This is a genomic window from Limnohabitans sp. (assembly GCF_040400975.1).
Taxonomy (GTDB): Bacteria; Pseudomonadota; Gammaproteobacteria; order Burkholderiales; family Burkholderiaceae_C; genus Limnohabitans_A.
The window spans coordinates 1-26,122 of the sequence record NZ_JBBAPF010000030.1 but is presented as its reverse complement, the minus strand read 5'-3'; the positions used below and the strand labels follow the sequence as shown (position 1 = coordinate 26,122).

At 57.6% G+C, this 26,122-nt stretch carries 23 protein-coding genes, 2 tRNA genes and 1 pseudogene; 19 read left to right on the top strand and 7 right to left on the bottom strand.

The features are described 5' to 3' along the window. Positions 1 to 54 precede the first annotated feature (54 nt). Positions 55 to 255 (top strand): annotated as a pseudogene (locus tag ABWQ00_RS14045) (IS3 family transposase); the annotation flags it as partial. 23 nt (positions 256 to 278) lie between these two features. Beyond that, a complete protein-coding gene (locus tag ABWQ00_RS14040; RefSeq protein ID WP_353239286.1) occupies positions 279 to 914 on the top strand; it encodes a caspase family protein in 636 nt (211 codons plus the stop codon). Between the two features lie 48 nt (positions 915 to 962). Here ABWQ00_RS14040 and hemH read toward each other — a convergent pair whose 3' ends face one another. Further along, positions 963 to 2,051, bottom strand: a complete 1,089-nt coding sequence (gene hemH, locus ABWQ00_RS14035) for a ferrochelatase (protein WP_353239285.1) — start codon at positions 2,049 to 2,051, stop codon at positions 963 to 965. A 19-nt stretch (positions 2,052 to 2,070) separates the two neighbouring features. On the opposite strand from hemH, the gene ABWQ00_RS14030 reads away from it, so the two are divergent. Together ABWQ00_RS14030 and ABWQ00_RS14025 are read left to right on the top strand one after the other, a co-directional pair. Then, a complete protein-coding gene (locus tag ABWQ00_RS14030; RefSeq protein WP_353239284.1) occupies positions 2,071 to 2,778 on the top strand; it encodes an HAD family hydrolase in 708 nt (235 codons plus the stop codon). 10 nt (positions 2,779 to 2,788) lie between these two features. Continuing rightward, positions 2,789 to 3,439 carry a glutathione S-transferase family protein gene (locus ABWQ00_RS14025; protein WP_353239283.1) on the top strand — a complete coding sequence of 217 codons (651 nt, stop codon included), beginning with the start codon at positions 2,789 to 2,791 and terminating at the stop codon, positions 3,437 to 3,439. An 82-nt stretch (positions 3,440 to 3,521) separates the two neighbouring features. On the opposite strand, the gene hpnD is transcribed toward ABWQ00_RS14025, so the two are convergent. From hpnD to ABWQ00_RS14010, 3 genes are read right to left on the bottom strand one after another with little or no spacing between them, the layout of a single operon-like run. Further along, a complete protein-coding gene (gene hpnD, locus ABWQ00_RS14020; RefSeq protein WP_353239282.1) occupies positions 3,522 to 4,361 on the bottom strand; it encodes a presqualene diphosphate synthase HpnD in 840 nt (279 codons plus the stop codon). A 31-nt stretch (positions 4,362 to 4,392) separates the two neighbouring features. Next, positions 4,393 to 5,493, bottom strand: coding sequence for a phytoene/squalene synthase family protein (locus tag ABWQ00_RS14015; RefSeq protein WP_353239281.1), 1,101 nt, complete (start codon positions 5,491 to 5,493; stop codon positions 4,393 to 4,395). A 9-nt stretch (positions 5,494 to 5,502) separates the two neighbouring features. Further along, positions 5,503 to 5,703 carry a hypothetical protein gene (locus ABWQ00_RS14010; RefSeq protein WP_353239280.1) on the bottom strand — a complete coding sequence of 67 codons (201 nt, stop codon included), beginning with the start codon at positions 5,701 to 5,703 and terminating at the stop codon, positions 5,503 to 5,505. Here ABWQ00_RS14010 and ABWQ00_RS14005 point away from each other — a divergent pair. From ABWQ00_RS14005 to ABWQ00_RS13970, 8 genes are all read left to right on the top strand, one after another. Next, entirely contained in the window at positions 5,690 to 6,718 is a 1,029-nt protein-coding gene (locus ABWQ00_RS14005) for an efflux RND transporter periplasmic adaptor subunit (protein WP_353239279.1), read from the top strand. The genes ABWQ00_RS14010 and ABWQ00_RS14005 overlap by 14 nt on opposite strands. A 4-nt stretch (positions 6,719 to 6,722) precedes the next feature. Continuing rightward, positions 6,723 to 9,878: an efflux RND transporter permease subunit gene (locus ABWQ00_RS14000; protein WP_353239278.1), complete on the top strand. Its 3,156-nt coding sequence runs from the start codon at positions 6,723 to 6,725 to the stop codon at positions 9,876 to 9,878. 115 nt (positions 9,879 to 9,993) lie between these two features. After that, positions 9,994 to 10,080 (top strand) — tRNA-Leu (locus ABWQ00_RS13995). A 64-nt stretch (positions 10,081 to 10,144) separates the two neighbouring features. Beyond that, entirely contained in the window at positions 10,145 to 11,458 is a 1,314-nt protein-coding gene (gene tig, locus ABWQ00_RS13990; RefSeq protein WP_353239277.1) for a trigger factor, read from the top strand. Positions 11,459 to 11,580: 122 nt separating this feature from the next. After that, positions 11,581 to 12,189, top strand: a complete 609-nt coding sequence (gene clpP, locus ABWQ00_RS13985) for an ATP-dependent Clp endopeptidase proteolytic subunit ClpP (protein WP_353239276.1) — start codon at positions 11,581 to 11,583, stop codon at positions 12,187 to 12,189. A 108-nt stretch (positions 12,190 to 12,297) separates the two neighbouring features. Further along, positions 12,298 to 13,563, top strand: coding sequence for an ATP-dependent Clp protease ATP-binding subunit ClpX (gene clpX / locus ABWQ00_RS13980; protein WP_353239275.1), 1,266 nt, complete (start codon positions 12,298 to 12,300; stop codon positions 13,561 to 13,563). Between the two features lie 100 nt (positions 13,564 to 13,663). Beyond that, on the top strand, positions 13,664 to 16,087 hold the full coding sequence (gene lon, locus ABWQ00_RS13975) for an endopeptidase La (RefSeq protein ID WP_353239274.1): 2,424 nt from the start codon (positions 13,664 to 13,666) through the stop codon (positions 16,085 to 16,087). 99 nt (positions 16,088 to 16,186) lie between these two features. After that, positions 16,187 to 16,262, top strand: a tRNA-Gly gene (locus ABWQ00_RS13970). 85 nt (positions 16,263 to 16,347) lie between these two features. On the opposite strand, the gene ABWQ00_RS13965 is transcribed toward ABWQ00_RS13970, so the two are convergent. Beyond that, positions 16,348 to 17,322 (bottom strand): NADPH:quinone oxidoreductase family protein, encoded by a 975-nt coding sequence (locus ABWQ00_RS13965; RefSeq protein ID WP_353239273.1) that lies wholly within the window; start codon positions 17,320 to 17,322, stop codon positions 16,348 to 16,350. A 168-nt stretch (positions 17,323 to 17,490) separates the two neighbouring features. Here ABWQ00_RS13965 and surE point away from each other — a divergent pair, with 168 nt between their 5' ends. The 4 genes from surE to rlmD all read left to right on the top strand — a co-directional run bounded on the left by surE (position 17,491) and on the right by rlmD (position 21,461). Then, entirely contained in the window at positions 17,491 to 18,261 is a 771-nt protein-coding gene (gene surE / locus ABWQ00_RS13960) for a 5'/3'-nucleotidase SurE (protein WP_353239272.1), read from the top strand. After that, complete coding sequence (locus tag ABWQ00_RS13955; protein ID WP_353239271.1) at positions 18,258 to 19,052, top strand: protein-L-isoaspartate(D-aspartate) O-methyltransferase; 795 nt, start codon at positions 18,258 to 18,260, stop codon at positions 19,050 to 19,052. Before surE ends, ABWQ00_RS13955 begins: the two co-directional genes overlap by 4 nt. A gap of 14 nt (positions 19,053 to 19,066) precedes the next feature. Next, positions 19,067 to 19,918, top strand: a complete 852-nt coding sequence (locus ABWQ00_RS13950; protein WP_353239270.1) for a peptidoglycan DD-metalloendopeptidase family protein — start codon at positions 19,067 to 19,069, stop codon at positions 19,916 to 19,918. 106 nt (positions 19,919 to 20,024) lie between these two features. Then, complete coding sequence (gene rlmD, locus ABWQ00_RS13945; protein WP_353239269.1) at positions 20,025 to 21,461, top strand: 23S rRNA (uracil(1939)-C(5))-methyltransferase RlmD; 1,437 nt, start codon at positions 20,025 to 20,027, stop codon at positions 21,459 to 21,461. 98 nt (positions 21,462 to 21,559) lie between these two features. On the opposite strand, the gene ABWQ00_RS13940 is transcribed toward rlmD, so the two are convergent. Next, positions 21,560 to 22,252, bottom strand: a complete 693-nt coding sequence (locus ABWQ00_RS13940) for a Bax inhibitor-1/YccA family protein (protein WP_353239268.1) — start codon at positions 22,250 to 22,252, stop codon at positions 21,560 to 21,562. 191 nt (positions 22,253 to 22,443) lie between these two features. Between ABWQ00_RS13940 and ABWQ00_RS13935 the strand changes: the two genes are divergently transcribed. Then, a complete protein-coding gene (locus tag ABWQ00_RS13935) occupies positions 22,444 to 22,851 on the top strand; it encodes a GlcG/HbpS family heme-binding protein (RefSeq protein ID WP_353239267.1) in 408 nt (135 codons plus the stop codon). A gap of 90 nt (positions 22,852 to 22,941) precedes the next feature. Here the strand turns inward: ABWQ00_RS13935 and ilvD are convergent, their stop codons facing one another. Further along, a complete protein-coding gene (gene ilvD / locus ABWQ00_RS13930; RefSeq protein WP_353239266.1) occupies positions 22,942 to 24,642 on the bottom strand; it encodes a dihydroxy-acid dehydratase in 1,701 nt (566 codons plus the stop codon). A gap of 123 nt (positions 24,643 to 24,765) precedes the next feature. Between ilvD and lgt the strand changes: the two genes are divergently transcribed. Then, positions 24,766 to 25,572, top strand: a complete 807-nt coding sequence (gene lgt / locus ABWQ00_RS13925; RefSeq protein WP_353239287.1) for a prolipoprotein diacylglyceryl transferase — start codon at positions 24,766 to 24,768, stop codon at positions 25,570 to 25,572. A gap of 72 nt (positions 25,573 to 25,644) precedes the next feature. After that, on the top strand, positions 25,645 to 26,122 hold a 478-nt coding region (locus ABWQ00_RS13920; protein ID WP_502908144.1), incomplete at its 3' end, for an esterase/lipase family protein.

Genomic DNA, 26,122 nt, shown 5'->3' with positions numbered 1-26,122 from the left:
TGCATCGGCTGACCTTAACGGATCAGGTGTTGCACTTCAGATTTGAATCCGCCCTGGGATAACACGGTGGCTGAGTCGTTCTTCAGTAACTTGAAGAGCGAACAAATCAAGAAGCGGATTTACAGCACAAGAGCTGAGGCCAAGTTAGACATCTTCGATTACATCGAGGGTTTCTACAATAGAGTTCTACGCCATAAGCATCTCGATCAACTCAGTCCCGATGAGTTCGAGCGGCAGCGTCAAACTGCGCTATGAAAAGTGTCTAGAGATTTGGGGGAATGCCAGTCAACGATGCGACCGATATTGATCAAGCCCTGAAACGGTTCGGATTTCAAACAACGTTTTTACGCAATGCTTCCCTCGGCCAAATGCGGGAAGCTACACGTCGGTTTGCAGATCAACTGACCAACGCAGATGTCGCTCTCATCTACTTTGCCGGGCATGCTATCGAGTCTAAAAACAGAAATTACATGATCCCGGTCAATGCCGACCTCAAGTTTGAATACGAGTTGGCCGATCAAGCCTACGACGCTGCTGCGTGGCTTGAGATGTTGGAGATGATCAAGTCCAACAACGCAGAACGGGTCAACATCGTGATCCTGGATGCTTGCCGCAATAACAACCTGATTGGCTCTAGAAGCCTGAACCGTGGACTTGGTCGCATGGATGCACCGGCAGGCACCTTCCTTTCTTACTCCACAGCGCCGGGCAAGGTCGCTGCGGATGGAAGTAAAGGGGAGCGTAACAGCCCATTTACAAGAAACCTCTTGAAAGCGATTCAACAACCCGGACTGCCAATTGAGGAAGTCTTCAAGGAAGTCAGGAGAAATGTGACCCGCGAAACAAATGGGGCTCAGGTGCCTTGGGAAAGTACCAGCCTGACCGGCTTTTTTTCGTTCAGGCAGACCAGATGAGCATGTGATTTAGATTCGTGCGGGGTCAGCCTGCCTCATGGCCGGCGATCAAACCTTGGAGCCGTGAGCCAAAGCCCTCTCTCTGCTGGCGGCCAAGGCTTTTTCATCGGGCGCAGACAAATCCCACGCTTGCATGTGGCCGAGACTGATGTCGGCCAGCGCCTCGATCCACTGGGCCTCGTTGTTCAGGCAGGGGATGTAGCGGAAGCCTTCTCCGCCAGCATGCAAAAACGCTTCTTGAGCTTCCTGCTGGATTTCTTCCAGCGTTTCCAGGCAGTCGCTGGTGAAACCCGGGCAGATCACATCGACTTTTTTCACGCCTTGCTGAGCCATGGCCACCAAGCTGGGCTCGGTATAGGGTTCTAGCCATTTAGCCTTGCCGAAGCGAGACTGGAAAGTCAGCTTGTATTGGTCTTTGGTCAGGCCCAGAGCCTCTGCCAACAGGCGGCCAGTTTTCATGCATTCGCAGTGGTAAGGGTCGCCAAGCTGCAAGGTTCGTTCAGGCACGCCGTGAAAGCTCATGACCAGTTTTTCGGCTTGGCCGTGGGTCGCCCAATGAGCACGCACCGTTTGCGCCAGCGCTGCGATATAGCGCGGGTCGTCGTGGTAACGGTTGACAAAGCGCATCTCCGGGATGAGCCGTGTTTTCAGGCCCCAGCGGTAGACCGCGTCGAACACGCTGGCCGTGGTGGTGCCGCTGTACTGCGGGTAGGCGGGCACAATCAGCACGCGTTGCACGCCTTCGGCTTTGAGGGCATCGAGCTGCGCGGGAATGGAGGGCTGACCATAGCGCATGGCATAGCGAACCGCCACATGGTGGCCGCGTTCTTGCAGCGCGGTGCCCAGGGACTGGGCTTGTTGTTCTGTGAAAGCTTTGAGGGGCGAGCCTTGCTCGGTCCAGATGCTGGCATATTTCGCAGCCGATTTGGCTGGGCGCACGCGCAAGATGATGCCGTGCAGGATCAACCACCAGACGGGTTTAGGGATCTCGACCACGCGGCTGTCGCCCAGAAATTCGGCCAGGTACTTGCGCAGAGCGGGTGCTGTTGGGGCGCTGGGGGTGCCCAGGTTGCAATACAAAACAGCCGTGCGGGCGGCTTGTCCGTGGTGAAAGGAGGGTTCTTGTTGAAATGCCATGCGGTATTCTCCCACCACCATGATTGACATTACCCAAATCAGAGCCATTACCCTCGATCTCGACGACACGCTGTGGCCCGTTTGGCCCACGATTGGTCGTGCAGAAACCGCATTGCAAGCCTGGTTGGCTGCGCATGCGCCAAGAACTGCGGTCTTGTCGGCGGATGCTGAACTTAAAAAAGCCATTCGCGTCGAAATCAATGCGCGACATTTGGACCGAGCGCATGACTTGTCGTTTTTGCGCCTGCAGTCCATTCGCGCTTTGCTGCTGCAAGCGGGTGACCCTGAGCATCTGGCTGAACCTGCGTTTGAGGTGTTTTTTGCCGAGCGCCAGCGGGTGGATCTGTTTGACGATGCCCTGCCTGCGCTGGCATTTTGGAGCCAGCGCATGCCGGTGGTGGCGCTGTCGAACGGCAATGCCGACGTGCACCGGGTGGGCATTGGCCAGCACTTTCACGCCAGTGTGAGTGCCCAGTCGTTGGGTGTAGCCAAGCCAGACGTGCGCATTTTTGAAGCCGGTGCTGCTGCCGCTGGCGTGCAGCCCCACGAGGTGCTGCACATTGGCGACGACGCGCACGCCGACGGTGTGGGCGCATTGGCCGCAGGCATGCAAGTGGCTTGGCTCAACCGCGAAGGCCACGACTGGACCCATGGTGACACCCGACCGCACTTGACCGTGCGAGACTTGCACCAGCTGTGTGCCTGCTGGCCCGAATACAAACCCTGAGGAAACCGACATGACTTTGAAGATCTACGGCATCGGCGCTTCCCGCGCTGCACGACCCCTTTGGACCGCCTTGGAGTTGGGCGTGCCATTCGAACACATTGCCACGCCCTATGCGGGTGGGGCGACCCGCACCCCCGAGTTTTTGGCGCTCAACCCCAATGGCCACATCCCGGTGGTGGTGGACGAGCGGCCAGAGGGCGCAGTGACGGTCTGGGAAAGCATGGCTTGCGCCCTCTACATTGCCCGCGTGCACGGCAGGGCCGATGGCCAGTCGATCGCGCCCGCCACACCCCGCGAAGAAGCCGAAGCCCTGCGCTGGAGCTTTTGGGCCGTTTCAGAGTTGGAAAAAGACGCGCTCACCGTGCTGATGCACCGCATGGCCATGCCCGCCGACCAGCGCAAGCCCGAGTTGGCGGAGCAAGCCGAAAGCCGCCTGAAAGTGCCTTTGGCCGTGCTGGAAAAACACCTACAAGCTCAGAACGCCCAAGGCGAGGCATATTTGGCCGCCAACCGGTTCACTGTGGCCGACGTCTGCGTGGCCAGTGTGGTCAGCTGGTTGCGCCCGGCGGCTGCGATGCTGGCGCAATACCCGGCCGTGTCGGCTTGGCTCAAGTTGTGTGTTGACCGGCCCGAGCAGGCACAAGCGCGGGGGATGAAATGAGTCGCTGATTTAACGTGTCTGAGGGGATGCGCCTTTTTGATGCTCAAGTAACGTGAAGTTCTTTGGCGTAGATGGAAGCAGTTCAAAACCGACCCAGAGCCTGCATCTTCCACGCCAGCCACAATTTGCGCAGTGGCGTGAGGGCGATGCGTTGGTGCAGCACCTGAAAGCCCGAGGCCTCGATTTCGAGCAGCAAGGTGCGATAAATGCTGGCCATCATCAGGCCCGGCTTTTGGGTGCGGCGGTCGGCCGCAGGCAGCAAGGCCAGGGCTTCGTCGTAAAGGGCATGGGCGCGGTCGGTCTGGAACTTCATCAGCGCGGTGAAACGGTCTGAATAATCGCGCTGCATCAGGTCTTGCGCTTTGACGCCAAAGCGTTGCTGCTCGTCCAGCGGCAGGTAGATGCGTCCGCGCATGGCGTCTTCGCCCACGTCGCGGATGATGTTGGTCATCTGAAAAGCCAGGCCCAGCTTGTGCGCATATTGTGTGGTGGCCTCGTCGGTCTGGCCAAAGATGCGGGCAGCGACTTCGCCGACCACGCCAGCCACCAAGTGGCAGTAAGTTGTCAGGCCCGCAAAGTCGAGGTAGCGGGTTTGGTTCAGGTCCATCTGGCAGCCGTCGATCACGGCCATCAGGTGGCGGCTCTCGATGCCGAAGGCGGGGGCCAGGGGCATGAGGGCGTGCATCACAGGGTGGCTGGGCTGACCTGTGTAGGCTTGCAGCACTTCTTTTTGCCACCAGGCGAGTTTGGTGGCGGCCACGCCAGGGTCTTTGATCTCGTCGACCACGTCGTCCACTTCGCGGCAAAAGGCGTAAAAGGCAGTGATGGCCGCACGCCGCTCAGGGGGTAAAAACAAAAATGCGTAATAAAAACTGCTGCCCGAGGCGGCGGCTTTTTGCTGGACGTAGTCTTGCGGGCTCATGGGCTGGGATTCTCGCATCCAAAGCGCCAGATCACCTCAGGGGCTCACCAGACAGTTTGCGAAATTCTCTTTCCAGAACGGCAGCAGACCCGAGGCCCAAGGCGATGCGCCAGAGCAGGGCGCGCAGTTCGTGGCGCGGCATTTTGACGCGTTGGGTCAGGGCCGCTGGACCGGCCTGGCGCAGCAGTGACACGGTGCGCGCACCGATCAAGGCAGGCAGGGCGCTGGCCAGGCGCAGACGCCAAGGCTGGAGCGCCAGGGCGTAACGCATGCCACAGGCCAACTGAGCCTGCGTTTGGTCCAGCCATTGGGTATAAATCGGGGCGAGGGTTTCCAGGTGGTGCCAATTGTGCGGCTCTGCTCTTGTTTTTGAGGCTTGGGCCAGCCATTCGGGTGTCAGACCCGCTTGCGCCAAAGTCTCTTGCGGCCAGTAGCAGCGGCCGTCTGCCAAGTCGGCGCCCATATCACGAATGATGTTCAAGCGTTGTAAGCCCATGCCGTATTGGCGGCCGATGTGCACCATCTCGTCTTGGGGCAACAGCGCATAGCCGGGCAGGTGGCGGCCGCACAACTCGGTCCAAAACTCGCCCACGCATCCGGCCACCAGCCAGGTGTAACGGTCCAAGTCTGTTTCGGTTTGCAAGGCCACGAGCTGGTCAGGGCCACGGCCAAACAAAGTCATGTCTTGCTGTTGCCCCTGCGTGATGTGGCCCAGCACGTTGCGCACGCTGGCGAGGTCGGCTTCAGAGAGGGTGTGCAGTAAAGCCAAGCACTCGGGCAGAGCCAGCATCAAAGCGCGTTCATGCGGATGGCTTTGTTGCGCAGCAAAGGCCTGGGTCAAGCCGTGGATTTGTAGCTGAAGATGTTGCTCGCTGCCATCCGTTGGGGTGTGGATGGCTTCTTTCATCAGGTCGAGCAGCGCTTGACGCTCGGCCAAGGGCAGGGCGCTGGTGTCGGTCACGGTGTCGGTGGCGCGGGCCAGCAGGTAGCCGATGGCCACAGGTGCCTGCAGTGCTTTGGGCAAAAGCCGGATGGACAAATCAAACGAGCGAGAGACACGGCTGAGCAGCAGGCGTTGTTGCCGGTTCAATCCAGGGCCAGTCTGTCGTCTGAATGGGGGGGCTGTTGTCATGGTTAATGGCTATTGTCGCTTGACAGGAGAACCCGGTTTGAATAGATTACTAACCAGTTGGTCATTATTGATTTCTGGATTTCTCATGCCTTTTTTGAATTCACTCGCCCCCGGGCGGGTATTTTTTTGGTGCTCAATCCCCATTTTTTTGACGACTTTGGTGGGATGCTCAAAGCCAGATGCTCCACAGGAGCCTTTGCGCTCGGTCAAGTTGATCACCGTGGCCAGCAGTGACTTGACCGCAGAAGGCGTGTACTCGGCCGAGGTGCGGGCGCGGGTGGAGTCGCGGTTGGGATTTCGTGTGGGCGGTAAATTGGTGCAAAGGCCCGCCGAGCCGGGGCAGCGGGTGGTCGCTGGCCAGTTGTTGGCTTTGCTGGATGCACAAGATTTTCAGCTGGCCGCACAAGCGGCCCAAGCCCAAGTGAGTGCTGCGCAAAGCCAGCGCGATCTGGCGGCGGCTGAATTCAAGCGTTTTGAGGCGCTGAAAGCGCAAAACTTCATCAGCGGTGCCGAATTGGAGCGGCGCGAGGCCAGCCTGAAGGCGGCCGATGCGGCCTTGAATCAGGCCAAAGCCCAGGCGCAAGCGCAAGGCAACCAAGCGGGTTACGCCCGTTTGACGGCGAGCCACGCAGGGGTGGTCACCGCCGTTGAGGCCGAGGTGGGACAGGTCGTGGCAGCCGGTCAGCCAGTGCTGCGCTTGGCACACGATGGCCCGCGCGATGCGGTGTTTGCCGTGTCCGAATCGGCCATCATGGGGCTCAAGACGGGTCAAGTCATGCAGGCCACGGTCCTCACTACGGGGCAAAGCGTGCAGGGCAAGGTCAGAGAGTTGGCCGCCATGGCCGATCCGGTCACACGCACCTACTTGGTCAAGTTGGCGCTCGATGCAGGGGCTCATTTGCCATTGGGGGCTTCGCTCAATGTCAGAACAGCGGGTTTGCCGGGGTCAGCGACCAAGGCCATTCAGTTGCCGACCAGCGCGCTGCGCCAAGACGCGCAAGGCACGGCGGTGTGGGTTCTGGATGAAGCCACCATGACGGTCAACAGCCAAACGGTGCATTTGGGCCCCGTGAACGGGAACGATGTGGCTGTCCTGTCGGGTCTGACATCGGGGCAAAAGGTGGTGAGTGCGGGCGTGCACGTGTTGTCCCCAGGGCAAAAAGTCACCGTTTATGGCGCAGTGCCAAACATGGCCCCAGCAGCATCGGGTGCGCCAGCACGGTGATCCCATGAGCAGCACCGACAACACCCGTTTCAACCTCTCGCGCTGGGCGCTCGAGCATCCGGCCCTGACCCGCTACCTGATGGTGGTGCTGATGGTGCTGGGCGCGGCGTCCTATTTTCAATTGGGTCAAGACGAAGATCCGCCCTTTACCTTCCGCGCCATGGTGGTGCGGGCCTATTGGCCTGGGGCCACGGCAGAGCAAGTGGCCGAGCAGGTGACCGACAAGATCGAGCGCACGCTGCAAGAGGTACCCTTTGCCGACAAGATCCGCAGTTACTCCAAGCCGGGTGAGGCGCAGATCATTTTTCAGATCAAAGACAACTCGGACCCCGGGGCGGTACCGCAGATTTGGTACACCGTGCGCAAGAAAATCGGCGACATGCGTGGCAGTTTGCCGCCTGGCGTGATCGGGCCGTTTTTCAACGACGAGTTTGGCGATGTGTTCGGCGTGATTTACGCGCTGGGTGGGCAAGGTTTCACGCCCGCCGAGATCAAAACCCAAGCCGACAGCTTGCGTCAGCAACTGCTTCGCGTGCCCGATGTGGCCAAGGTGGAGTTGTTCGGTGTGCAGGACGAAAAGGTGTTTGTGGAAGTTTCGCAAACGCGTTTGGCGCAAATGGGTCTGGACATGGGGGCTGTGCTGGCCCAGTTGAGCCAACAAAATGCGGTGGAGTCGGCCGGCAGCATCCAGTCGCCCGCCGATGTGGTGCAGGTGCGCGTGGGCGGCCAGTTTCTGAGCCTGGAGGCCTTGCGGGAAATGCCGATTCGCGGTGCATCAGGGGCTCAAATCCGCTTGTCTGACATCGCCACAGTGACCCGCGGCTATGCCGACCCGGCCAGCGTGAAAGTGCGCCACGATCGCCAGGAGGTGATTGCGCTGGGTGTGTCGATGGCCAAGGGCGGCGACATCATCGCCTTGGGCAAATCCTTACGCGTGGCGATCGCGGCGACGCAGGCCAGCTTGCCTGCTGGCATGACGCTGACGCAGGTGCAGGACCAACCCAGCGCTGTGGCCACTTCGGTCAATGAGTTCATCAAGGTGCTGATCGAGGCGGTGGTGATTGTGTTGGCGGTGAGTTTTTTGGCATTGGGCCTGCACAAACGCCCGGGCCAAAACCCGTTGTGGCGGCGTTGGACGCTGGACATGCGCCCCGGTCTGGTGGTGGGCATCACGATTCCGCTGGTGTTGGCGGTGACCTTTTTGGCCATGCATTACTTGGGCATTGGCCTGCACAAGATCTCGCTGGGTTCGCTCATCATTGCATTGGGCTTGCTGGTGGACGACGCCATCATTGCGGTGGAGATGATGGTGCGCAAGATGGAAGAGGGCTACGACAAGCTGCGGGCGGCGACCTTTGCCTACGAGCTCACGGCCATGCCCATGTTGACGGGCACCTTGATCACCGCTGCCGGGTTCTTGCCGATTGGCATGGCCAAGTCGATGACGGGCGAGTACACCTTTGCGATTTTTGCGGTCACGGTGGTGGCGCTCTTGGTCAGTTGGGTGGCTTCGGTTTACTTTGTGCCTTATTTGGGGGCCTGGTTGCTCAAGCCGCCTGCGCACGCCGTGTCGGCGGAGCACCTGGATTCGGCCGAGATGTTCAACACCCCGTTTTACAGGCACTTTCGCGCCTGGGTGACCTGGTGCGTGACCCACCGCTGGAAGACGATTGGCATCACGATCGCTTTGTTTGCGCTGGGCATGGTGGGCATGGGCAAGGTGCAGCAGCAGTTCTTCCCGGATTCCAGCCGTCCCGAGATCATGGTGGACCTGTGGCTGCCCGAGGGCTCGCCCGTCAAAGCCAGTGAGGACATCACGCGCCGCGTGGAGCAGCGCTTGGCTCAGGAAGAGGGCGTCAAATCGGTCACGGCTTGGGTCGGCTCGGGTGTGCCGCGCTTTTATTTGCCGCTGGACCAGGTGTTTCCACAGACCAATGTGTCGCAACTGATCGTGCAGCCCACCGACTTGATGACCCGCGAGGTGCTGCGGGCCAAGTTGCCTGCCTTGCTGGCGCAAGAGTTTCCTGAGGTGCGCGGGCGTGTGAAATTGCTGCCCAACGGCCCGCCCGTACCTTATCCGGTCCAGTTTCGGGTGGTTGGCCCAGACCCCAAGGTCTTGCGCATCAAGGCTGACGAGATCAAGACCCAGATGCGCCTGAACCCCAACACCCGCGGCGTGAACGACAACTGGAACGAGTCGGTCAAGTCGGTGCGCCTAGAGGTGGATCAGGCCAAGGCCCGCGCCTTGGGCGTGAGCAGCCAGTCCATCGCGCAGGCATCACGCACCTTGCTGTCGGGCAGCCCCGTGGGCCAGTACCGCGAAGGCGACAAGCTGATTGAGATCGTGCTGCGCCAGCCCTTGGCCGAGCGTGATGCCTTGTCAGACTTGGGCCAGGCTTATGTACCAACGGCTTCGGGGCGTTTCATTCCCTTGCTGCAAATTGCCACGCCAGTCTTGGCCTGGGAGCCGGGCGTGATGTGGCGCGAGGGACGGCAGTTTGCCATCACCGTGCAGGCCGACATTGCTGAGGGCCTGCAAGGCGCAACGGTCACTGCACAGCTGCTGCCGGATTTGAAGAAGACAGAAGCCACTTGGCAAAGCCAAGGCTTAATTGGCTACCGCATTGAGGTGGCTGGTGCGGTGGAGGAAAGTGCCAAGGGCTCGGCGTCCATCGCAGCGGGTGTGCCGGTCATGTTGTTCATCACCTTCACCTTGCTGATGCTTCAGCTGCAAAGCTTTAGCCGGGCGATGCTGGTGTTTTTGACTGGCCCACTGGGCATGGCGGGTGTGGCGGGGGCATTGCTCGTGCTGGATCGACCGTTTGGGTTTGTGGCTTTGCTGGGGGTTATCGCGCTCATGGGCATGATCCAGCGCAATTCGGTCATCTTGATCGACCAGATTGAGCAAGACCGGGCTGCAGGAATGGCACCTTGGCAGGCGGTTGTCGAGTCGGCGGTCCGGCGCTTGCGTCCCATTGTGCTCACGGCCGCTGCAGCTGTGCTGGCCATGATTCCGCTGTCCCGCAGCATTTTCTGGGGGCCGATGGCGGTGGCCATCATGGGTGGCTTGGTGGTGGCCACTGCCTTGACACTGCTGGCGCTGCCAGCCATGTACGCAGCGTGGTTCCGAATTGAGCGCCCAAATCAAGCCCGGGTCTGATTTGGGCCCATTGAAGCGGCTAAAATATAAAGTTGACCGATTTCAAGCGGGCGGTGAGGCGAATTAAAGGCTTAAACAGCCTCAAGTTGGCCTGACGCCCTTTTTGTTTGGACATGCGCGGGTGGCGAAATTGGTAGACGCACCAGGTTTAGGTCCTGACGGTGGCAACACTGTGCGGGTTCGAGTCCCGCCCCGCGCACCAACCGACTGGTGGCCATGGGTTCAACCCTGAGGCCTGAGAGACATTCTATTAACCGAGAACGATGATGACTGTGACTGTTGAAACCCTGGAAAAGCTCGAACGCAAGATCACCCTGACTGTGCCTGTAACGGCCATCCAGTCTGAAGTGGATGCACGTTTGAAGAAAATGGCCCGAACGGTCAAGATGGACGGTTTCCGTCCCGGTAAAGTCCCCATGAATGTGGTGACTCAGCGTTATGGTTACTCGGTTCAGTACGAAGTTCTGAACGACAAAGTGGGTGAGGCTTTTGCCGTGGCCGCCAACGAAGCCCAACTGCGCGTGGCAGGTCAGCCCCGCATCTCTGAAAAAGAGGGTGCACCAGAAGGCGAGCTGAATTTCGAGGCCATCTTCGAGGTCTATCCAGAAGTCAAACTCGGCAACTTGGTCGACACCCAAGTCGAAAAATTGACCGCCGAAGTTTCTGACGCCGCCATTGACAAGACCGTGGACATCTTGCGCAAGCAGCGTCGTACCTTTGCCCAGCGCGCCCAAGATGCAGCAACGCAAGTCGGCGACCGCGCCACCATCGACTTCGAAGGCAAGATCGATGGTGAAGTGTTCTCTGGTGGCAAAGCCGAAGACTTCCAGTTCATTTTGGGTGACGGCCAGATGCTCAAGGAATTTGAAGACGCCGTGCGCGGCATGAAGTCCGGCGAAAGCAAAACTTTCCCATTGGCTTTTCCAGCCGACTACCACGGTCAAGACGTGGCGGGCAAAACAGCCGACTTCTTGGTGACGGTGAAGAAAATCGAAGCTGCTCACCTGCCCGAAGTCAACGAAGCCTTGGCCAAGTCTTTGGGCATCGCCGATGCTTCCGTCGAAGGCCTGCGCGCTGACATCCGTAAAAACCTCGAGCGCGAAGTCAAGTTCCGCTTGCTGGCCCGTAACAAGCAAGCCGCCATGGACGCTTTGGTCGCCAAGGCCGAGCTGGACTTGCCACAGTCGATCGTGCAAAGCGAAATTGAGCGACTCAAAGAGGGTGCTCGTGCTGATTTGAAACAGCGCGGTGTCAAAGACGCCGACAAGGCACCGATTCCAGATGACATTTTCCGCCCCCAAGCCGAGCAGCGTGTGCGTTTGGGTCTTGTGGTGGCTGAGGTGGTGCGTGGCAACACTTTGCACGCCAAGCCCGATCAGATCCAAGCGCATATTTTGGAGCTCGCTTCCAGCTATGAGCGTCCTGATGACGTGGTGCGTTGGTACAACAGCGACAACCAACGCATGGCCGAAGTCGAAGCCGTGGTGATCGAAAGCAACGTGTCCGACTTTGTTTTGGCCCAAGCCAAAGTGGTTGAAAAAGCCATCTCTTTCGAAGAGCTGATGGGTCAACAAGGCTGATCTTTTTCTGATTCCCTTGAAAATGGGGCTTGTGCCGTGCTTGCAGTTCGGCTGACAAGCCCCATCTCATTGGTGGGCTTGAAATATCGGGTTAAAGTCACATTCATATTTTTGGAGAAATGATGAGCGCACTGGACATCACAAGCTTGGGCATGGTCCCCATGGTCATCGAGCAGTCGGGTCGAGGCGAACGCGCCTACGACATCTATTCGCGTTTGCTCAAAGAGCGCGTGATCTTTTTGGTGGGCGAGGTCAATGACCACATGGCCAATCTGATCGTGGCCCAGTTGTTGTTTTTGGAGAGCGAAAACCCTGAAAAGGACATTTCGCTGTACATCAACTCCCCTGGTGGCTCGGTGAGCGCGGGGATGGCGATTTACGACACCATGAATTTCATCAAGCCCGACGTTTCCACATTGTGTAACGGCATGGCTGCCAGCATGGGTGCGTTTTTGTTGTCTTCTGGTGCCAAGGGCAAGCGTTTTTCCTTACCCAACTCCAAGATCATGATTCACCAGCCTTTGGGCGGTGCGCGTGGTCAGGCCACCGAAATCGAAATTGCGGCCCGTGAGATCGTCAAGACCCGCGCCCATTTGAACCGCATCCTGTCCGAGAACACTGGCCAGCCGCTGGAGAAGATCGAACTCGACACCGAGCGTGACTATTACCTGTCCGCCACCGAGTCCAAAGAGTACGGTTTGATCGACGAAGTCATTTCCAAACGCGCTTGAGGATGGCCGGGTCAACCGGCACCCATGCTGACGGCGTTTGCCCTGAAAGGGTGAGCGCCGTTTTTCTTTCGTTATCATTGACGAATTCCGGATTCCGAGGCGAAATCTATGGCCGATAAAAAAGGCGCCAGCTCTGAAAAAAACTTGTTCTGCTCTTTTTGCGGCAAAAGCCAGCACGAAGTCAAAAAGTTGATCGCAGGACCATCGGTTTTTATTTGTGACGAGTGCATTGATTTGTGCAACGACATCGTGCGCGATGAATTGGCCACTACCACGGTGGCAGCAGGTGCCAAAGAAGGCTTGCCCACCCCGTTGGACATCAAGACCAACCTCGACAACTACGTGATTGGTCAAGAAAAAGCCAAACGCAGCCTGGCGGTAGCGGTGTACAACCACTACAAACGACTCAAGCACAAAGAGGGCGCCAAGAAGGACGAAGTGGAGCTGGCCAAAAGCAACATCTTGCTGATCGGCCCCACCGGCTCGGGCAAGACCTTACTGGCCCAAACCATGGCCCGCATGCTGGACGTCCCTTTTGTGATGGCCGACGCAACCACCTTGACAGAAGCCGGTTATGTGGGCGAGGACGTGGAAAACATCGTGGCCAAGTTGCTGCAAACTTGCAATTACGACGTGGAGCGGGCGCAACGCGGCATTGTCTACATCGACGAAATCGACAAGATCACCCGCAAATCCGACAACCCCTCCATCACCCGCGACGTGTCGGGCGAGGGTGTGCAGCAGGCATTGCTTAAGCTGGTCGAAGGCACCATGGCCAGCGTGCCTCCGCAAGGCGGGCGTAAGCACCCCAATCAAGACTTTTTGCAGATCGACACGACCAACATCCTGTTCATCTGCGGCGGTGCGTTCGCCGGCCTCGAAAAGGTCATTGAAAACCGCACCGAATCGGGCGGCATTGGCTTTGGCGCGGCGGTCAAGAGCAAGAAGCAACGCTCGCTGACCGACGTTTTCAACGAAGTCGAGCCAGAAGACTTGATCAAGTTCGGCTTGATTCCGGAGTTGGTAGGCCGTTTGCCGGTGGTGGCTACTTTGGCCGAACTCAGCGAAGATGCCTTGGTTCAAATTCTGACTGAACCCAAAAATGCGGTCGTCAAGCAGTTCACCAAACTTTTGGCCATGGAGGGCGTCGAGCTCGAAGTACGCCCCAATGCACTCACCGCCATGGCCCGCAAGGCCCTGGCCCGAAAGACGGGTGCCCGTGGCTTGCGTTCCATCATGGAGCAGGCCCTGATTGACACCATGTTTGAATTGCCCAACCAAGCCAACGTTGAGAAAGTTGTGGTTGACGAGTCTGTCATCGATGACCACAAACCTCCACTGTTGGTTTACCGCGAGTCGGCCAAACAGGCTTGACCTCCATGCGAAGCACCCTGATTCATCCCCTTTCAAGTTCTTGGGTTGAAATCTCGTGCGCAGCATCCATGTGCAGTTGAATTGACCTGAGGGATACACCATGTCTGGACACATACCTTTGCCGCCCACCCTGATCGAACTGCCCATGTTGCCTCTGCGCGATGTGGTGGTGTTCCCACACATGGTGATTCCTTTGTTTGTGGGGCGTCCAAAGAGCATCAAGGCGCTTGAGACAGCGATGGCCGCCGAGCGCCGCATCATGTTGGTCGCCCAGAAGACGGCCGCCAAGGACGAACCGAGCGTTGAAGACATGTTCGACGTGGGTTGTGTCTCCACGATCCTGCAGATGCTGAAGCTGCCCGACGGCACCGTGAAAGTGTTGGTCGAAGGCCAGCAACGTGCGCTCGTCAAGTCGATCGTGGAGGGTGAGGTTCATTTCGTGGCCTCTGTCAACCCGGTTGACCCGGTCACTGAGCAATCGGAAGCCAGCAGTGAAATCGAAGCCTTGCGCCGCGCCGTGATGCAACAGTTTGACCAGTACGTCAAACTCAACAAAAAAATCCCTCCAGAGATCCTGACTTCGATCTCCAGCATCGATGACCCTGGCCGTTTGGCAGACACCATTGCGGCCCACTTGCCGCTCAAACTGGAGAACAAACAACAGGTGCTTGATTTGGCCAATATCAAGTTGCGCCTTGAAAACCTGTTTGCCCAGTTGGAGCACGAGGTAGATATCCTGAATGTGGACAAGCGCATCCGTGGTCGAGTCAAGCGCCAGATGGAAAAAAACCAACGTGACTTTTACTTGAACGAGCAGGTCAAGGCCATCCAGAAAGAGTTGGGCGATGGCGAAGAGGGTGCGGACATCGAAGAAATCGAAAAGAAGATCAAGGCTGCCAAGATGTCGGTTGAGGCCCGCAAAAAGGCCGAGGGCGAACTCAAAAAGCTCAAACTCATGTCGCCCATGTCGGCGGAAGCGTCCGTGGTGCGCAATTACCTGGATGTGCTCATTGGTTTACCTTGGGGCAAAAAGACCAAGCTCAAGCACGACCTGGCCAACGCTGAAGACGTGCTCAATCAAGACCATTTCGGTTTGGATAAAGTCAAAGACCGCATTCTGGAATACCTCGCGGTGCAACAGCGTGTGGACAAAGTCAAGGCACCCATTCTGTGCCTGGTCGGGCCACCCGGGGTGGGCAAGACCTCCTTAGGTCAATCGATTGCCAAGGCCACCGGCCGCAAATACGTGCGCATGGCGTTGGGCGGTATGCGTGACGAGGCCGAAATTCGTGGTCATCGCCGCACCTACATTGGTGCATTGCCCGGCAAGGTGCTGCAAAACCTGAACAAGGTTGGCACCAAGAACCCACTGTTTTTGCTCGACGAGATCGACAAGCTGGGCACGGATTTCCGGGGTGATCCATCCAGCGCTTTGTTGGAAGTGCTAGACCCGGAGCAAAACCACACCTTTGGCGACCATTACGTTGAGGTTGACTTTGACCTGAGCGATGTCATGTTTGTGGCTACATCCAACTCGATGAACATTCCCTCGGCCTTGTTGGATCGCATGGAAGTGATTCGCTTGTCCGGGTACACCGAAGACGAGAAAACCAGCATCGCCATGAAGTATTTGCTGCCCAAGCAAATGATCAACAATGGCGTGAAAGAAACCGAGTTGCAGGTCACAGAAGCTGCCGTGCGTGATGTGGTGCGTTACTACACACGTGAGGCCGGCGTGCGCTCGCTTGAGCGCGAGCTGGGCAAAATTTGCCGCAAGGTCGTTAAAGCGCTGCTGCTCAAGCAAATGTCCCCGCAGGTGGTGGTCAACGAGAACAACTTGAACGAATTTTTGGGTGTTCGCAAGTGCACCTACGGCCGCGCGGAGCAAAAAAGCCAAGTGGGTCAAGTGGTCGGTTTGGCTTGGACCGAGGTGGGGGGAGACTTGTTGACCATTGAGGCAGCCTTGATGCCCGGCAAAGGCGTCATCACCCGCACCGGTTCGCTGGGCGATGTGATGAAAGAGTCTGTCGAAGCTGCCCGCACCGTGGTGCGCAGTCGCTCACGCTTTTTGGGCATCAAAGATGAAATCTTTGAGAAGAAAGACCTGCACATCCACGTGCCCGATGGTGCAACACCAAAAGATGGACCGAGTGCGGGTGCTGCGATGACCACGGCCATGGTGTCTGCCATGACAGGTATTCCTGTGCGTGCCGATGTGGCCATGACCGGTGAGATCACGTTGCGCGGTGAAGTCACAGCCATTGGTGGATTGAAAGAAAAGCTCCTCGCAGCTTTGCGTGGGGGCATCAAGACCGTGTTGATTCCAGAGGACAACGTGAAGGATCTGCAAGACATTCCTGGGAATGTCAAAAATGGTCTTGAGATCGTGCCCGTCAAGTGGATCGATCAGGTTTTGGAAGTGGCTCTTGAAGCCAAACCAGTGCCTTTGAGCGATGAAGAAGTGGCCGCAGCCGCTTTGACTGCGGTGCCGGCTACGACCAAATCCGAAGCTGTGAAACATTGATGCAATTTTTTCAGGCGAGCCTTCAACTCAGCTTGAAACTGCATTACAATTTGGCCATTCCAGAAAACGAAGCTTACAATGCCGGTTTATCTGAAATACGCGGGAATAGCTCAGTTGGTAGAGCGCAACCTTGCCAAGGTTGAGGTCGCGAGTTCGAGCCTCGTTTCCCGCTCCAAACACCGAAAGATTGACATAGTCTTTCAAACAAAAAAGGAAGCTAGGCTTCCTTTTTTGTTTTCTGATCGGGCCAGACCCACCCATCAATTGACCATGACCAATTTACCTTTGACGCTGCGCGAACCCATCAAAGCGTAAGCTGCTTTGAGTTCGCTCATGGGCAGTGTACGGTCCAGCACGGGTTTGATTTTGCCTTGGCGGTACCACTGAGCCAGTTCACCCATCATGGCCGCGTTGGCTTGCGGTTCGCGTTTGGCAAAATCGCCCCAAAAGACGCCTACCAAGGATGCGCCCTTGAGCAAGGGCAGGTTCAAGGGCAGCGAGGGTATGGGGCCACCGGCAAAACCCACCACCAAATAACGCCCTCGCCAAGCGATGGATCTGAAAGCAGGTTCGGCCAATTCGCCTCCAACCGGGTCGTAAACCACATCGGGTCCCTTGCCTTCGGTCAAAGTCTTGAGGGCTTCACGCAGATTTTCGCGGGTGTAGTTGATCGTGGCGTCCGCGCCAAGTGTTGTGCACAAAGCGCATTTATCGTCGGTTGAGGCTGCAGCAATCACTTTGGCGCCCATGGCCTTGGCAATCTGAATCGCGGCGGTGCCGACGCCTCCGGCTGCGCCCAATACCAAGACGGTTTCACCAGCCTTCAGTGCGGCGCGGTCCACCAGGGCGTGGTGGGATGTGGCGTAAGTCATGATGAAGGCTGCGCCATCGGTGGCTGGAAAGCCAGCAGGCAAGGGCATGCACAACTTTGCAGGGGCGAGGGTGTGGGTGCCAAAGCCGCCCGTGCCCGACAAGCAAGCCACGGTTTGGCCGACTTTGATGTGCGTCACGCCTTCGCCAACGGCTTGCACTGTGCCTGCGTATTCCGAGCCCGGTACAAAGGGCAATTCGGGCTTCATCTGGTACTTGTTCTGCACGATCAGCAGGTCAGGGAAATTCAGGCTGGCCGCCTCAATCTGAATGAGTACTTGGCCCGGACCGGGGAGGGGCGTGGGCAGTTCTTTCCAAGTGAGGGCATCAACGCCCGTGGGGTTCTCGCAAAGCCAAGCGTGCATGACTTCTCTCCAAATGGGTTCAATCAAATCAAACAGATATCTTAGGCAGCACCGGCGGACGATTCATGTCTCGCTAGCGACCACCCGACGCGTATCGTTGTCTCTCTGGATGGCCGTTGGGTCTACAGGGTCGTCAACCTACAATGGACGATTCAACAAAAACTGAACATGAAAATCCTGATTTCCAACGATGATGGCTTTCGGGCCGAAGGCATCGTGGCCCTGTATGCCGCTCTCAAGGACATTGCCGAGGTTGAGGTAGTGGCTCCAGAGCACAACAACAGCGCCAAGTCGAATGCACTGACGCTTCACACACCCTTGTATGTGCACCGCGCAGACAATGGTTTTCGGTATGTCAACGGTACGCCGGCCGATTGTGTGCACATCGCATTGACCGGTTTGTTGGGTTATCGCCCGGATTTGGTGATCTCCGGGATCAACAACGGCGCCAATATGGGCGATGACACTTTGTACTCGGGCACGGTCGGTGCCGCCATGGAAGGATTTTTGTTTGGCATTCCGGCCATCGCGGTGTCCCAAATCGATAAAGGTTGGGCGCACCTGGATGGCGCGGCCAGCACGGTCAAGCGGATGGTTCACCAAATGATCCAGCAAGACCTGATCGGCAATCGCCCTTGGTTGTTGAATGTGAACATTCCCAATTTGCCAGAGTCGCAGATCAAGTCGCCCAAGGTTTGTCGTTTGGGCCGCCGTCATGCGGCTGAGCCGGTCATCACCCAAGTTGATCCGAGGGGGCAGACCATGTACTGGATTGGCGCAGCTGGCGCCGCCATGGATGACAGCTCAGGCACCGATTTTCACGCTGCAGACCAGGGGCATGTGGTGGTCACGCCTTTGAAGGTTGACTTGACCGAGCACGATCACTTGCAAGCTTGGAGTCAAACCTGCAGTCGGTTTTGGCGTCAGGACGGCGAATGAAGCCCAGGCCCAGTTTTCCTGCCAATTTGAATGACTCAGGTGCCAAGCCCAAGCCGGGTTTGGGCAGGTCGGTACTGCAGCCTGCCAAGGGTTCGCCATCCCACACGACGCCCACCCTTCGCACGCCGCCTGTCTCGATGGGCTTGGGCTTGGATTCGAGTGCCGTCAGGGCTCAGATGGTGGCCAAATTGGCAACGCAAGGTGTTCAAGATGCGCTTGTTTTGCAGGCCATGGGTCGGGTGGAGCGACACCGTTTTGTCGAATCAGCACTGGCTGGACAGGCCTACGAGGACACCAGTTTGCCGATTGGGTTTGAACAAACCATCTCCAAACCCAATGTGGTGGCCCGAATGATCGAGTTGTTACGGCAAGACGCTCAAGGCAAATTGGGCCGGATTTTGGAGATTGGCACCGGCTGTGGTTACCAAGCCGCCGTGCTCAGTCATGTGGCAACCGAGGTATACAGCATTGAACGTTTGCGCGGCTTGCACGAAAAAGCCAAAAAGAACCTGCTCCCGTTTCGTTTGCCCAATGTGCATCTGATTTTTGGTGACGGCATGCTGGGCTTTCCAAAGGGCGCGCCTTATGCCGGCATCATCTCAGCCGCTGGCGGCGATAACGTGCCTCAAGCCTGGTTGGATCAGTTGGCCACAGGGGGACGTTTGGTGGCACCGACGGTCACCAGCACGGGTCATCAAGCGCTTGTGGTGATTCACAAAACCAGCCAAGGGTTCGACCGTCAGGTTTTAGAGGCTGTTCATTTTGTGCCTCTAAAATCAGGCATTGCTTGAAGGATTGAACCCGGATGATTTGTAGTCATGTTTCCCGTTGCTGGCTCAGTGCTCTTGCCTTGGTGCTTTTGGCGGGCTGTAACACGCCACCAAGAGTTCCCGCGCCTGTGGAAAACCGCGATCTCAGCGGTCGGACGGCAATGCCTGCTCAAGCTCCTGTTGCAGTGCCTGCGCCCGATGTTGCGGCGGTGAGTCCTTCTGCCAAAGTGATGCCCGGTGCTGAAAATGCGGGCAGGGCAGGCTTTTACACCGTCCAACGTGGCGATACTTTGACACGCATTGCCCTCGATCACGGTCAGTCTTGGCGTGATGTGGCCTCTTGGAACAATTTGTCCAATGCGAATTTGATCGAGGTGGGCCAAGTTTTGCGTGTGGCGCCCCCAAACGCCATCACCGAGCCCAGCGGCGTGGTCGTCCAACCGATGGGTCCTGCGACGCAAGCAACGCCCAAACCCTTGCCTCAAACTCAATCGCCGCCCTCGCAAGCCGCACCTGATCAAGGTTTTGCTTTTTCTTGGCCAGCCAACGGTCAAGTCATTGGCAACTTTGACGAAGTGAAAAACAAAGGCTTGGACATCGCGGGTCAAGCCGGTGATCCGATCTTGGCGGCCGCCGATGGTCAAGTGGTTTATGCTGGTGCGGGATTGCGTGGTTATGGCAACCTGATCATTTTGAAGCACAACAACACTTTCCTGACCGCTTACGCGCACAACCAGTCACTGCTGGTCAAAGAAGACCAGCAGGTCCGAAAAGGTCAAAAGATTGCTGAGATGGGCAAAACCGATGCAGACCGCGTCAAGCTGCATTTTGAAATTCGGCGTCAAGGTAAACCCGTCGATCCCGCCAAGTTTTTGCCAGCCCGTTGACGGAGTTCGTAACAGCAAAGTCGGTGCAGGACGAAGGCGTAAAAATCCCTTGACCTGTGCCGTGGCCCTTTGATTTTTCTGCCACTCATCCTGAGACAATCAGGGGATGAGCGAATTAGACATTTCCCTATCCCAAGCCCACGCCGACGAAACCAGTCACTCCAGTGCAGATCTGCCTGCAGGATTTTTGCGTGTCGGTTCATTGGACATGGACGCCCAAGGCATTGCTCGCCGGCCTGATGGCAAGGTGGTTTTCATCGAGGGTGCTTTGCCCTTTGAAATTGTCTCGGTCAACGTGCACCGTAAGAAAAACAATTGGGAGCAGGGCACCGTCACCGAGATTCACCATGAAGCATCCCAGCGCGTGCGCCCTGGGTGCCCCCATTTTGGTTTGCACCAAGGCGCTTGTGGCGGCTGCAAGATGCAGCACTTGGAGGCCTCAGCCCAAGTCGCCGTCAAGCAACGCGTGCTCGAGGACAACCTTTGGCACCTGGGCAAGGTCAAGGCCGAAACCCTGTTGCGCCCGATCGAGGGGCCGACTTGGGGCTATCGTTACCGTGCCCGGTTGTCTGTGCGCTATGTGATCAAAAAAGGCGAGGTGCTGATTGGCTTTCACGAGCGCAAGAGTCGCTACATCGCCGACATGAAGGTGTGCCCCGTGTTACCGCCGCATGTCAGCACCATGCTCATGCCCTTGCGTGCGCTGATTGCCCAAATGGATGCGCGCGAGACACTGCCTCAGATCGAGTTGGCTTGCGGTGACGAGGTCACAGCATTGGTGCTGCGCCACCTGGAGCCCTTGAGCGATGGCGACAAAGCCTTGCTGCGCGCTTTTGCCGCCGAGCACCAAGTGCAGTGGTGGTTGCAGCCCAAAGGGCCCGATACGGTGCATTTGCTGGACGAGGGTGGGGCACAACTGGATTACGGCTTGCCCGACTTTGGCATCACCATGCCGTTTCGGCCTACCGACTTCACCCAAGTCAACCCCTTCATCAACCGCGTGCTGGTGGCGCGAGCGCTGCGCTTGCTGCAAGCAAAAAAGACCGAGCGCGTGATCGACTGGTTTTGTGGGCTAGGCAACTTCACGCTGCCGATTGCCACTCAAGCGGCGCAGGTGTTGGGTATTGAGGGTGCGGAAACTCTGGTGGCCCGCTCGCGTGAGAATTACGCGACCAACCAGGCCATGCGCACAGTCGGTCAGGCTTTGGCCTCCACTGAGTTTGTGGCGCGCAACCTATTTGACATGACGCCCGCCATGCTGGTGGCCGATGGCACAGCCGACAAATGGTTAGTAGACCCCCCTCGCGAGGGCGCTTTTGCTTTGGCCAAGGCACTGGCCGAGTTGAACGAAAACCAGGATTTGCGACAAGGCTGGATGCCGCCCAAGCGCATTGTGTATGTGAGTTGCAACCCAGCCACATTGGCACGCGATGCGGGTTTACTGGTGCACCGCGCCGGTTACCGCTGCGTGAGCGCTGGCGTGGTCAATATGTTTGCTCACACCGCGCATGTCGAGAGCATGGCGGTCTTTGAATTGGCATGATTTGAACGTGCTTCTTGGTATGGAGCCCCTTTGAACCAAGGGCAGACAACAAAAAAGGCTCCCGAGGGAGCCTTTGTTTTGAGGGCAAGGGACCGGGTTCAGTCGCGCTCGCCGCCCATGATGCCCAACAGAGCCAACAAGCTTTGGAAGATGTTGAACACGCTGAGGTACAGGGCCAAAGTGGCGCTGATGTAGTTGGTTTCGCCGCCATCCAGGATGCGCTTGATGTCGTACAACAAGAAGGCACTGAAGATACCAATGGCCAAGGTAGAGAGGACCAGCATGCCTGCGGTGGATCCGACAAACACGTTGATGATGCCGCCCACCATCAGGACCATGGCCCCGACAAACAGCCATTTGCCCATGCCGGACAGGTCGCGTTTGATGACGCTGGCCAAGCTGGCCATGACAAAGAACACGCCTGCAGTGCCTGCAAAAGCAGTCATCACCAGGTCAGAGCCGTTTTTGAAGCCCAAAACCATGGCGATCATGCGCGAGAGCATCAGGCCCATAAAGAAGGTGAAAGCCAGCAGCACGGGCACGCCAGCGGCTGAGTTTTTGGTTTTCTCGATGGCGAACATGAATCCGAATGCGCCGCCCAAGAACACCACCAGACCCATAAAGCCTGTCAGGGACTGGGTGATGCCTGTGCTCACCCCGACCCAGGCGCCCAGCACGGTGGGCAGCATGCTCAGGGCCAGCAGCCAATAGGTGTTGCGCAGAACGCGGTTGCGTGCCGCCAGGTCAACATGGCCCCAGCCAGCGGAATTGAGGGTGCGAAGGTCGCTCATGGTGTATCTCCTAGATAAGCCTTTAAAAAAGGTATTTCCATTGTAGAGGGCAGATGCTTCCTTGGGCCTTGTTTGGCTGATTTCCCATAGATGATGGGGTTATCCAGTTGAATCAGTTTTGCTTTGAGGTGCTCGATCTGCTGATCTGACGCGTGTATGCTCTGTTTTTCCTTTTTTTGAATGAACCTGCCATGAAGACCCAATCCACTCTTGAACTGTCCGATGTCAAAGCGATTGCCGCAGCGGCCGAGGCCGAAGCCCTCAAAAACAATTGGGCGGTGAGCATCGCCATTGTGGACGCGGGGGGGCATTTGCTCCATTTCACCCGTTTGGATGGCGCTCCCCCTGTGTCTTCCCACATTGCCCCGTCCAAAGCCCACACGGCCGCTTTGGGTCGCCGTGAAAGCAAGGTGTACGAAGATGTCATCAATGGTGGGCGCACATCTTTCTTGTCAGCCCCCACCATCCACGGCATGCTGGAAGGCGGCGTGCCGATCATCAAGGATGGCTTTTGCCTGGGGGCTGTCGGCGTCAGTGGTGTCAAGTCCAACGAAGACGCACAGATCGCCAAGGCGGGCATCGCGGCCGTGGGCCTGTGATTTTTCTTTTGAATTCTTGCCCTTTGGTTCAAGTCTGACTATCAAAAAAGCCACCTTGCGGTGGCTTTTTTCATGGATGCGACCGATAAATTAAAACATGTCCAAAACGGCGCCCTTGCTGGCACTGGAGGCATTGAAAGCAAATTTGGCTTGAACGCCGCGGGTGTAACGCGGAGCAGGTGCCTTCCAGCCTTCACGGCGTTTGGCCAATTCGGCTTCGGGCACATGCAACTCGAGAAGCAGCTTGTGCGCGTCGATGGTGATGCTGTCACCCTCATTGATGAAAGCGATGTTGCCGCCCACTGCCGCTTCGGGCGCCACATGACCCACCACCATGCCCCATGTACCACCCGAGAAGCGGCCGTCGGTGATCAATCCCACTGTCTCGCCCAAGCCTGCTCCGATCAAGGCACCCGTGGGGGCCAGCATTTCGGGCATGCCAGGGCCGCCTTTGGGTCCGAGGTAACGCAAAACCATCACGTCGCCCGCCACGATCCTGCCGGCCAAAATGGCTTCCAGGGCTGATTGCTCATCGTCAAAGACACGGGCAGGACCCGTGATGACCGGGTTTTTCAGGCCCGTGATCTTGGCCACAGCACCCTCGGGCGACAAGTTGCCCTTCAAGATGGCCAAGTGGCCTTGCTTGTACATGGCTTTTTCGATGGAGTGGATGACGGTGTCATCCGGCGGAGCGTCAGGCACATCCTTCAAAACCTCGGCAATGGTTTGGCCAGAGATGGTGATGCAGTCTCCGTGCAACAAACCGGCATTGAGCAAAATCTTCATCACTTGAGGGATGCCACCAGCCACGTGCAAGTCAACCGCCAAAGCCTTGCCACTGGGCTTCAGGTCACACAAAACGGGGGTGCGCTGACGGATGCGCTCAAAGTCGTCGATGCTCCATTCCACGCCCGCACAGTGGGCAATGGCCAAGAAGTGCAGCACCGCGTTGGTGGAGCCACCGGTGGCCATGATCACGGCCACAGCGTTTTCGATGGATTTGCGGGTGACGATGTCTTTGGGCTTGATGCCTTTTTGAATGGCTTGCACCAAGACTTTGGCCGACTCTTTGGCAGATTGAACTTTTTCTTCGTGCACGTTGGCCATGGTCGAAGAGTAGGGCAAAGAAATGCCCAAAGCTTCAAAAGCAGAAGACATGGTGTTGGCCGTGTACATGCCGCCACATGAACCCGTACCGGGAATGGCACGCTTTTCAATTTCTTTCAAATCAAAGTCGCTGAGTTTGCCGGCGGCATTTTCGCCCACAGCTTCAAAAACGCTGACGATGTTCAGGTCCTTGCCTTGGTAGCGACCCGGCAAGATGGTGCCGCCATAAACGTAGATGGCTGGCACATTGGCGCGCAACATGCCCATCAGCCCGCCCGGCATGTTCTTGTCGCAACCACCGACCACCAAAACGCCGTCCATCCACTGGCCTTGCACACAGGTTTCGACGCAATCGGCAATCACCTCGCGAGATACCAAGGAATACTTCATGCCCTCGGTTCCCATGGCCATCCCGTCGGAAATGGTGGGCGTGCCGAAGATTTGGGCATTGCCACCGGCTTCTTCAATGCCTTCGACTGCCGCATCGGCCAGCTTTTGCAGGCCGCTGTTGCACGGCGTGATGGTGCTGTGGCCGTTGGCCACGCCCACCATGGGCTTGACGAAATCGCCTTCTTCGTAACCCATGGCGTAGTACATCGAGCGGTTGGGGGCGCGTGATTTGCCCGCTGTGATGTTGGCGCTGCGTTCGTTGATGGGTTTGATCGGAATGATTTTGTCGGTCATGGTGGCGTCTCTTCGGGGTAAAAAAATTTGTCACATTCTAGCGGTCACTCTCAAACCAACCCGACTTGACCAAGGCATTTGACCCGGGTCATTCAGGGCATCTTGACGGTGCACAATCCGTGCATGCTGATCCACCCACAAATCGATCCCGTCGCCTTGCAACTGGGGCCCTTGGCCATCCATTGGTATGGTTTGACCTATTTGGCCGCATTTGGTCTTTTTTACTGGCTGGGCACCCGGCGCCTGGGGCATCTGCCTTTTTCCAATCTGCCGCAATGGCAAAAAAGAGATGTGGAAGACATCTTGTTCTTGGGCGTGCTGGGTGTGGTCTTGGGCGGTCGCGTTGGCTATTGCTTGTTTTACAAACCAGCGTATTACTTGTCTAACCCGCTGGAAATCATGGCCATCTGGCAGGGGGGCATGAGTTTTCATGGTGGTTTGCTGGGGGTGATGCTGGCCATGGTCTGGTTTGCCCGAACGCGTCAGCGCCCTTTTTTGCAGGTCATGGACTTTGTGGCGCCTTGCGTGCCCACTGGCCTGGCTGCAGGGCGGGTGGGCAATTTCATGAACGGTGAACTTTGGGGCCGTGTGGCCGATCCGTCCTTGCCTTGGGGCATGGTGTTCCGTGGGGCGGGTGATTTGCCGCGACACCCCTCGCAGCTTTACCAAATTGCGCTGGAAGGCGTTTTGTTGTTTGTCTTGCTGTGGTGGTTTGCCCGCAAAGACCGCCCCATGGGCCAGGTTTCGGGTGCGTTTTTGCTCGGCTACGGTTCCTTCAGGTTTGTGGCCGAGTTTTTCAGAGAGCCAGATGCGCACTTGGGCTTGCTCTCCTTGGGCATGAGCATGGGTCAGTGGCTGTGCGTGCCCATGATCGCCTTGGGCGCTTATTTGTGGTTTGGGTTCGGCCGGGCCCAAAACAAGGCCAACTGACGCGCAGGAGTCAGGCTTTCGGCCTCTGTCGCAGGAGGATGTGTGCTTTGCCATGCACACGATTGGAATGCCATGAAACTTCAGCGTCGCTCATTGGGACTTTTTGCGGCCGCCTTGCTGCTGCTGAGCGCTTGCGCAGGGCTGGAGCCCAGAACCCAGGCAGAGCGAACACCCATTGTGTTCGTGCATGGCAACGGTGATTCCGCTGCCTTGTGGCAGTCCACCATCTGGCGTTTCGAGTCCAACGGCTGGCCCACCGACCGCTTACACCCGATCGACATGCCTTACCCACTGGCTCGCGACGCTGACAACAAAGCACAAGCTGGCCGATCGTCCACGCAAGAACACATGGCCTTTTTGCAGGGCGAGGTGCAGGCCGTCTTGCGCCGAACCGGGGCAAGCCAAGTGATTTTGGTGGGCAACTCGCGTGGCGGCAATGCGATTCGCAACTTCATTTGCAACGGTGGAGGTGCCGCCGTGGTCAGTCACGCTGTGCTGGGTGGCACGCCTAACCATGGGGTGCAGGCCATTCCCGGCCTGAATGAGGCCA

Bases quoted from the DNA above. Each gene is read 5' to 3' on its own strand.
- hpnD (WP_353239282.1), bottom strand. From the start codon at position 4,361: ATGAGCCCGCAAGACTACGTCCAGCAAAAAGCCGCCGCCTCGGGCAGC.
- ABWQ00_RS14025 (WP_353239283.1), top strand. From the start codon at position 2,789: ATGACTTTGAAGATCTACGGCATCGGCGCTTCCCGCGCTGCACGACCC.
- ABWQ00_RS14000 (WP_353239278.1), top strand. From the start codon at position 6,723: ATGAGCAGCACCGACAACACCCGTTTCAACCTCTCGCGCTGGGCGCTC.
- rlmD (WP_353239269.1), top strand. From the start codon at position 20,025: ATGAGCGAATTAGACATTTCCCTATCCCAAGCCCACGCCGACGAAACC.
- surE (WP_353239272.1), top strand. From the start codon at position 17,491: ATGAAAATCCTGATTTCCAACGATGATGGCTTTCGGGCCGAAGGCATC.
- ilvD (WP_353239266.1), bottom strand. From the start codon at position 24,642: ATGACCGACAAAATCATTCCGATCAAACCCATCAACGAACGCAGCGCC.
- lgt (WP_353239287.1), top strand. From the start codon at position 24,766: ATGCTGATCCACCCACAAATCGATCCCGTCGCCTTGCAACTGGGGCCC.
- hemH (WP_353239285.1), bottom strand. From the start codon at position 2,051: ATGGCATTTCAACAAGAACCCTCCTTTCACCACGGACAAGCCGCCCGC.
- tig (WP_353239277.1), top strand. From the start codon at position 10,145: ATGACTGTGACTGTTGAAACCCTGGAAAAGCTCGAACGCAAGATCACC.
- ABWQ00_RS14040 (WP_353239286.1), top strand. From the start codon at position 279: ATGCCAGTCAACGATGCGACCGATATTGATCAAGCCCTGAAACGGTTC.
- ABWQ00_RS13955 (WP_353239271.1), top strand. From the start codon at position 18,258: ATGAAGCCCAGGCCCAGTTTTCCTGCCAATTTGAATGACTCAGGTGCC.
- ABWQ00_RS13965 (WP_353239273.1), bottom strand. From the start codon at position 17,322: ATGCACGCTTGGCTTTGCGAGAACCCCACGGGCGTTGATGCCCTCACT.
- ABWQ00_RS14015 (WP_353239281.1), bottom strand. From the start codon at position 5,493: ATGACAACAGCCCCCCCATTCAGACGACAGACTGGCCCTGGATTGAAC.
- ABWQ00_RS14030 (WP_353239284.1), top strand. From the start codon at position 2,071: ATGATTGACATTACCCAAATCAGAGCCATTACCCTCGATCTCGACGAC.
- ABWQ00_RS13935 (WP_353239267.1), top strand. From the start codon at position 22,444: ATGAAGACCCAATCCACTCTTGAACTGTCCGATGTCAAAGCGATTGCC.
- clpP (WP_353239276.1), top strand. From the start codon at position 11,581: ATGAGCGCACTGGACATCACAAGCTTGGGCATGGTCCCCATGGTCATC.
- lon (WP_353239274.1), top strand. From the start codon at position 13,664: ATGTCTGGACACATACCTTTGCCGCCCACCCTGATCGAACTGCCCATG.
- ABWQ00_RS13940 (WP_353239268.1), bottom strand. From the start codon at position 22,252: ATGAGCGACCTTCGCACCCTCAATTCCGCTGGCTGGGGCCATGTTGAC.
- ABWQ00_RS13950 (WP_353239270.1), top strand. From the start codon at position 19,067: ATGATTTGTAGTCATGTTTCCCGTTGCTGGCTCAGTGCTCTTGCCTTG.
- clpX (WP_353239275.1), top strand. From the start codon at position 12,298: ATGGCCGATAAAAAAGGCGCCAGCTCTGAAAAAAACTTGTTCTGCTCT.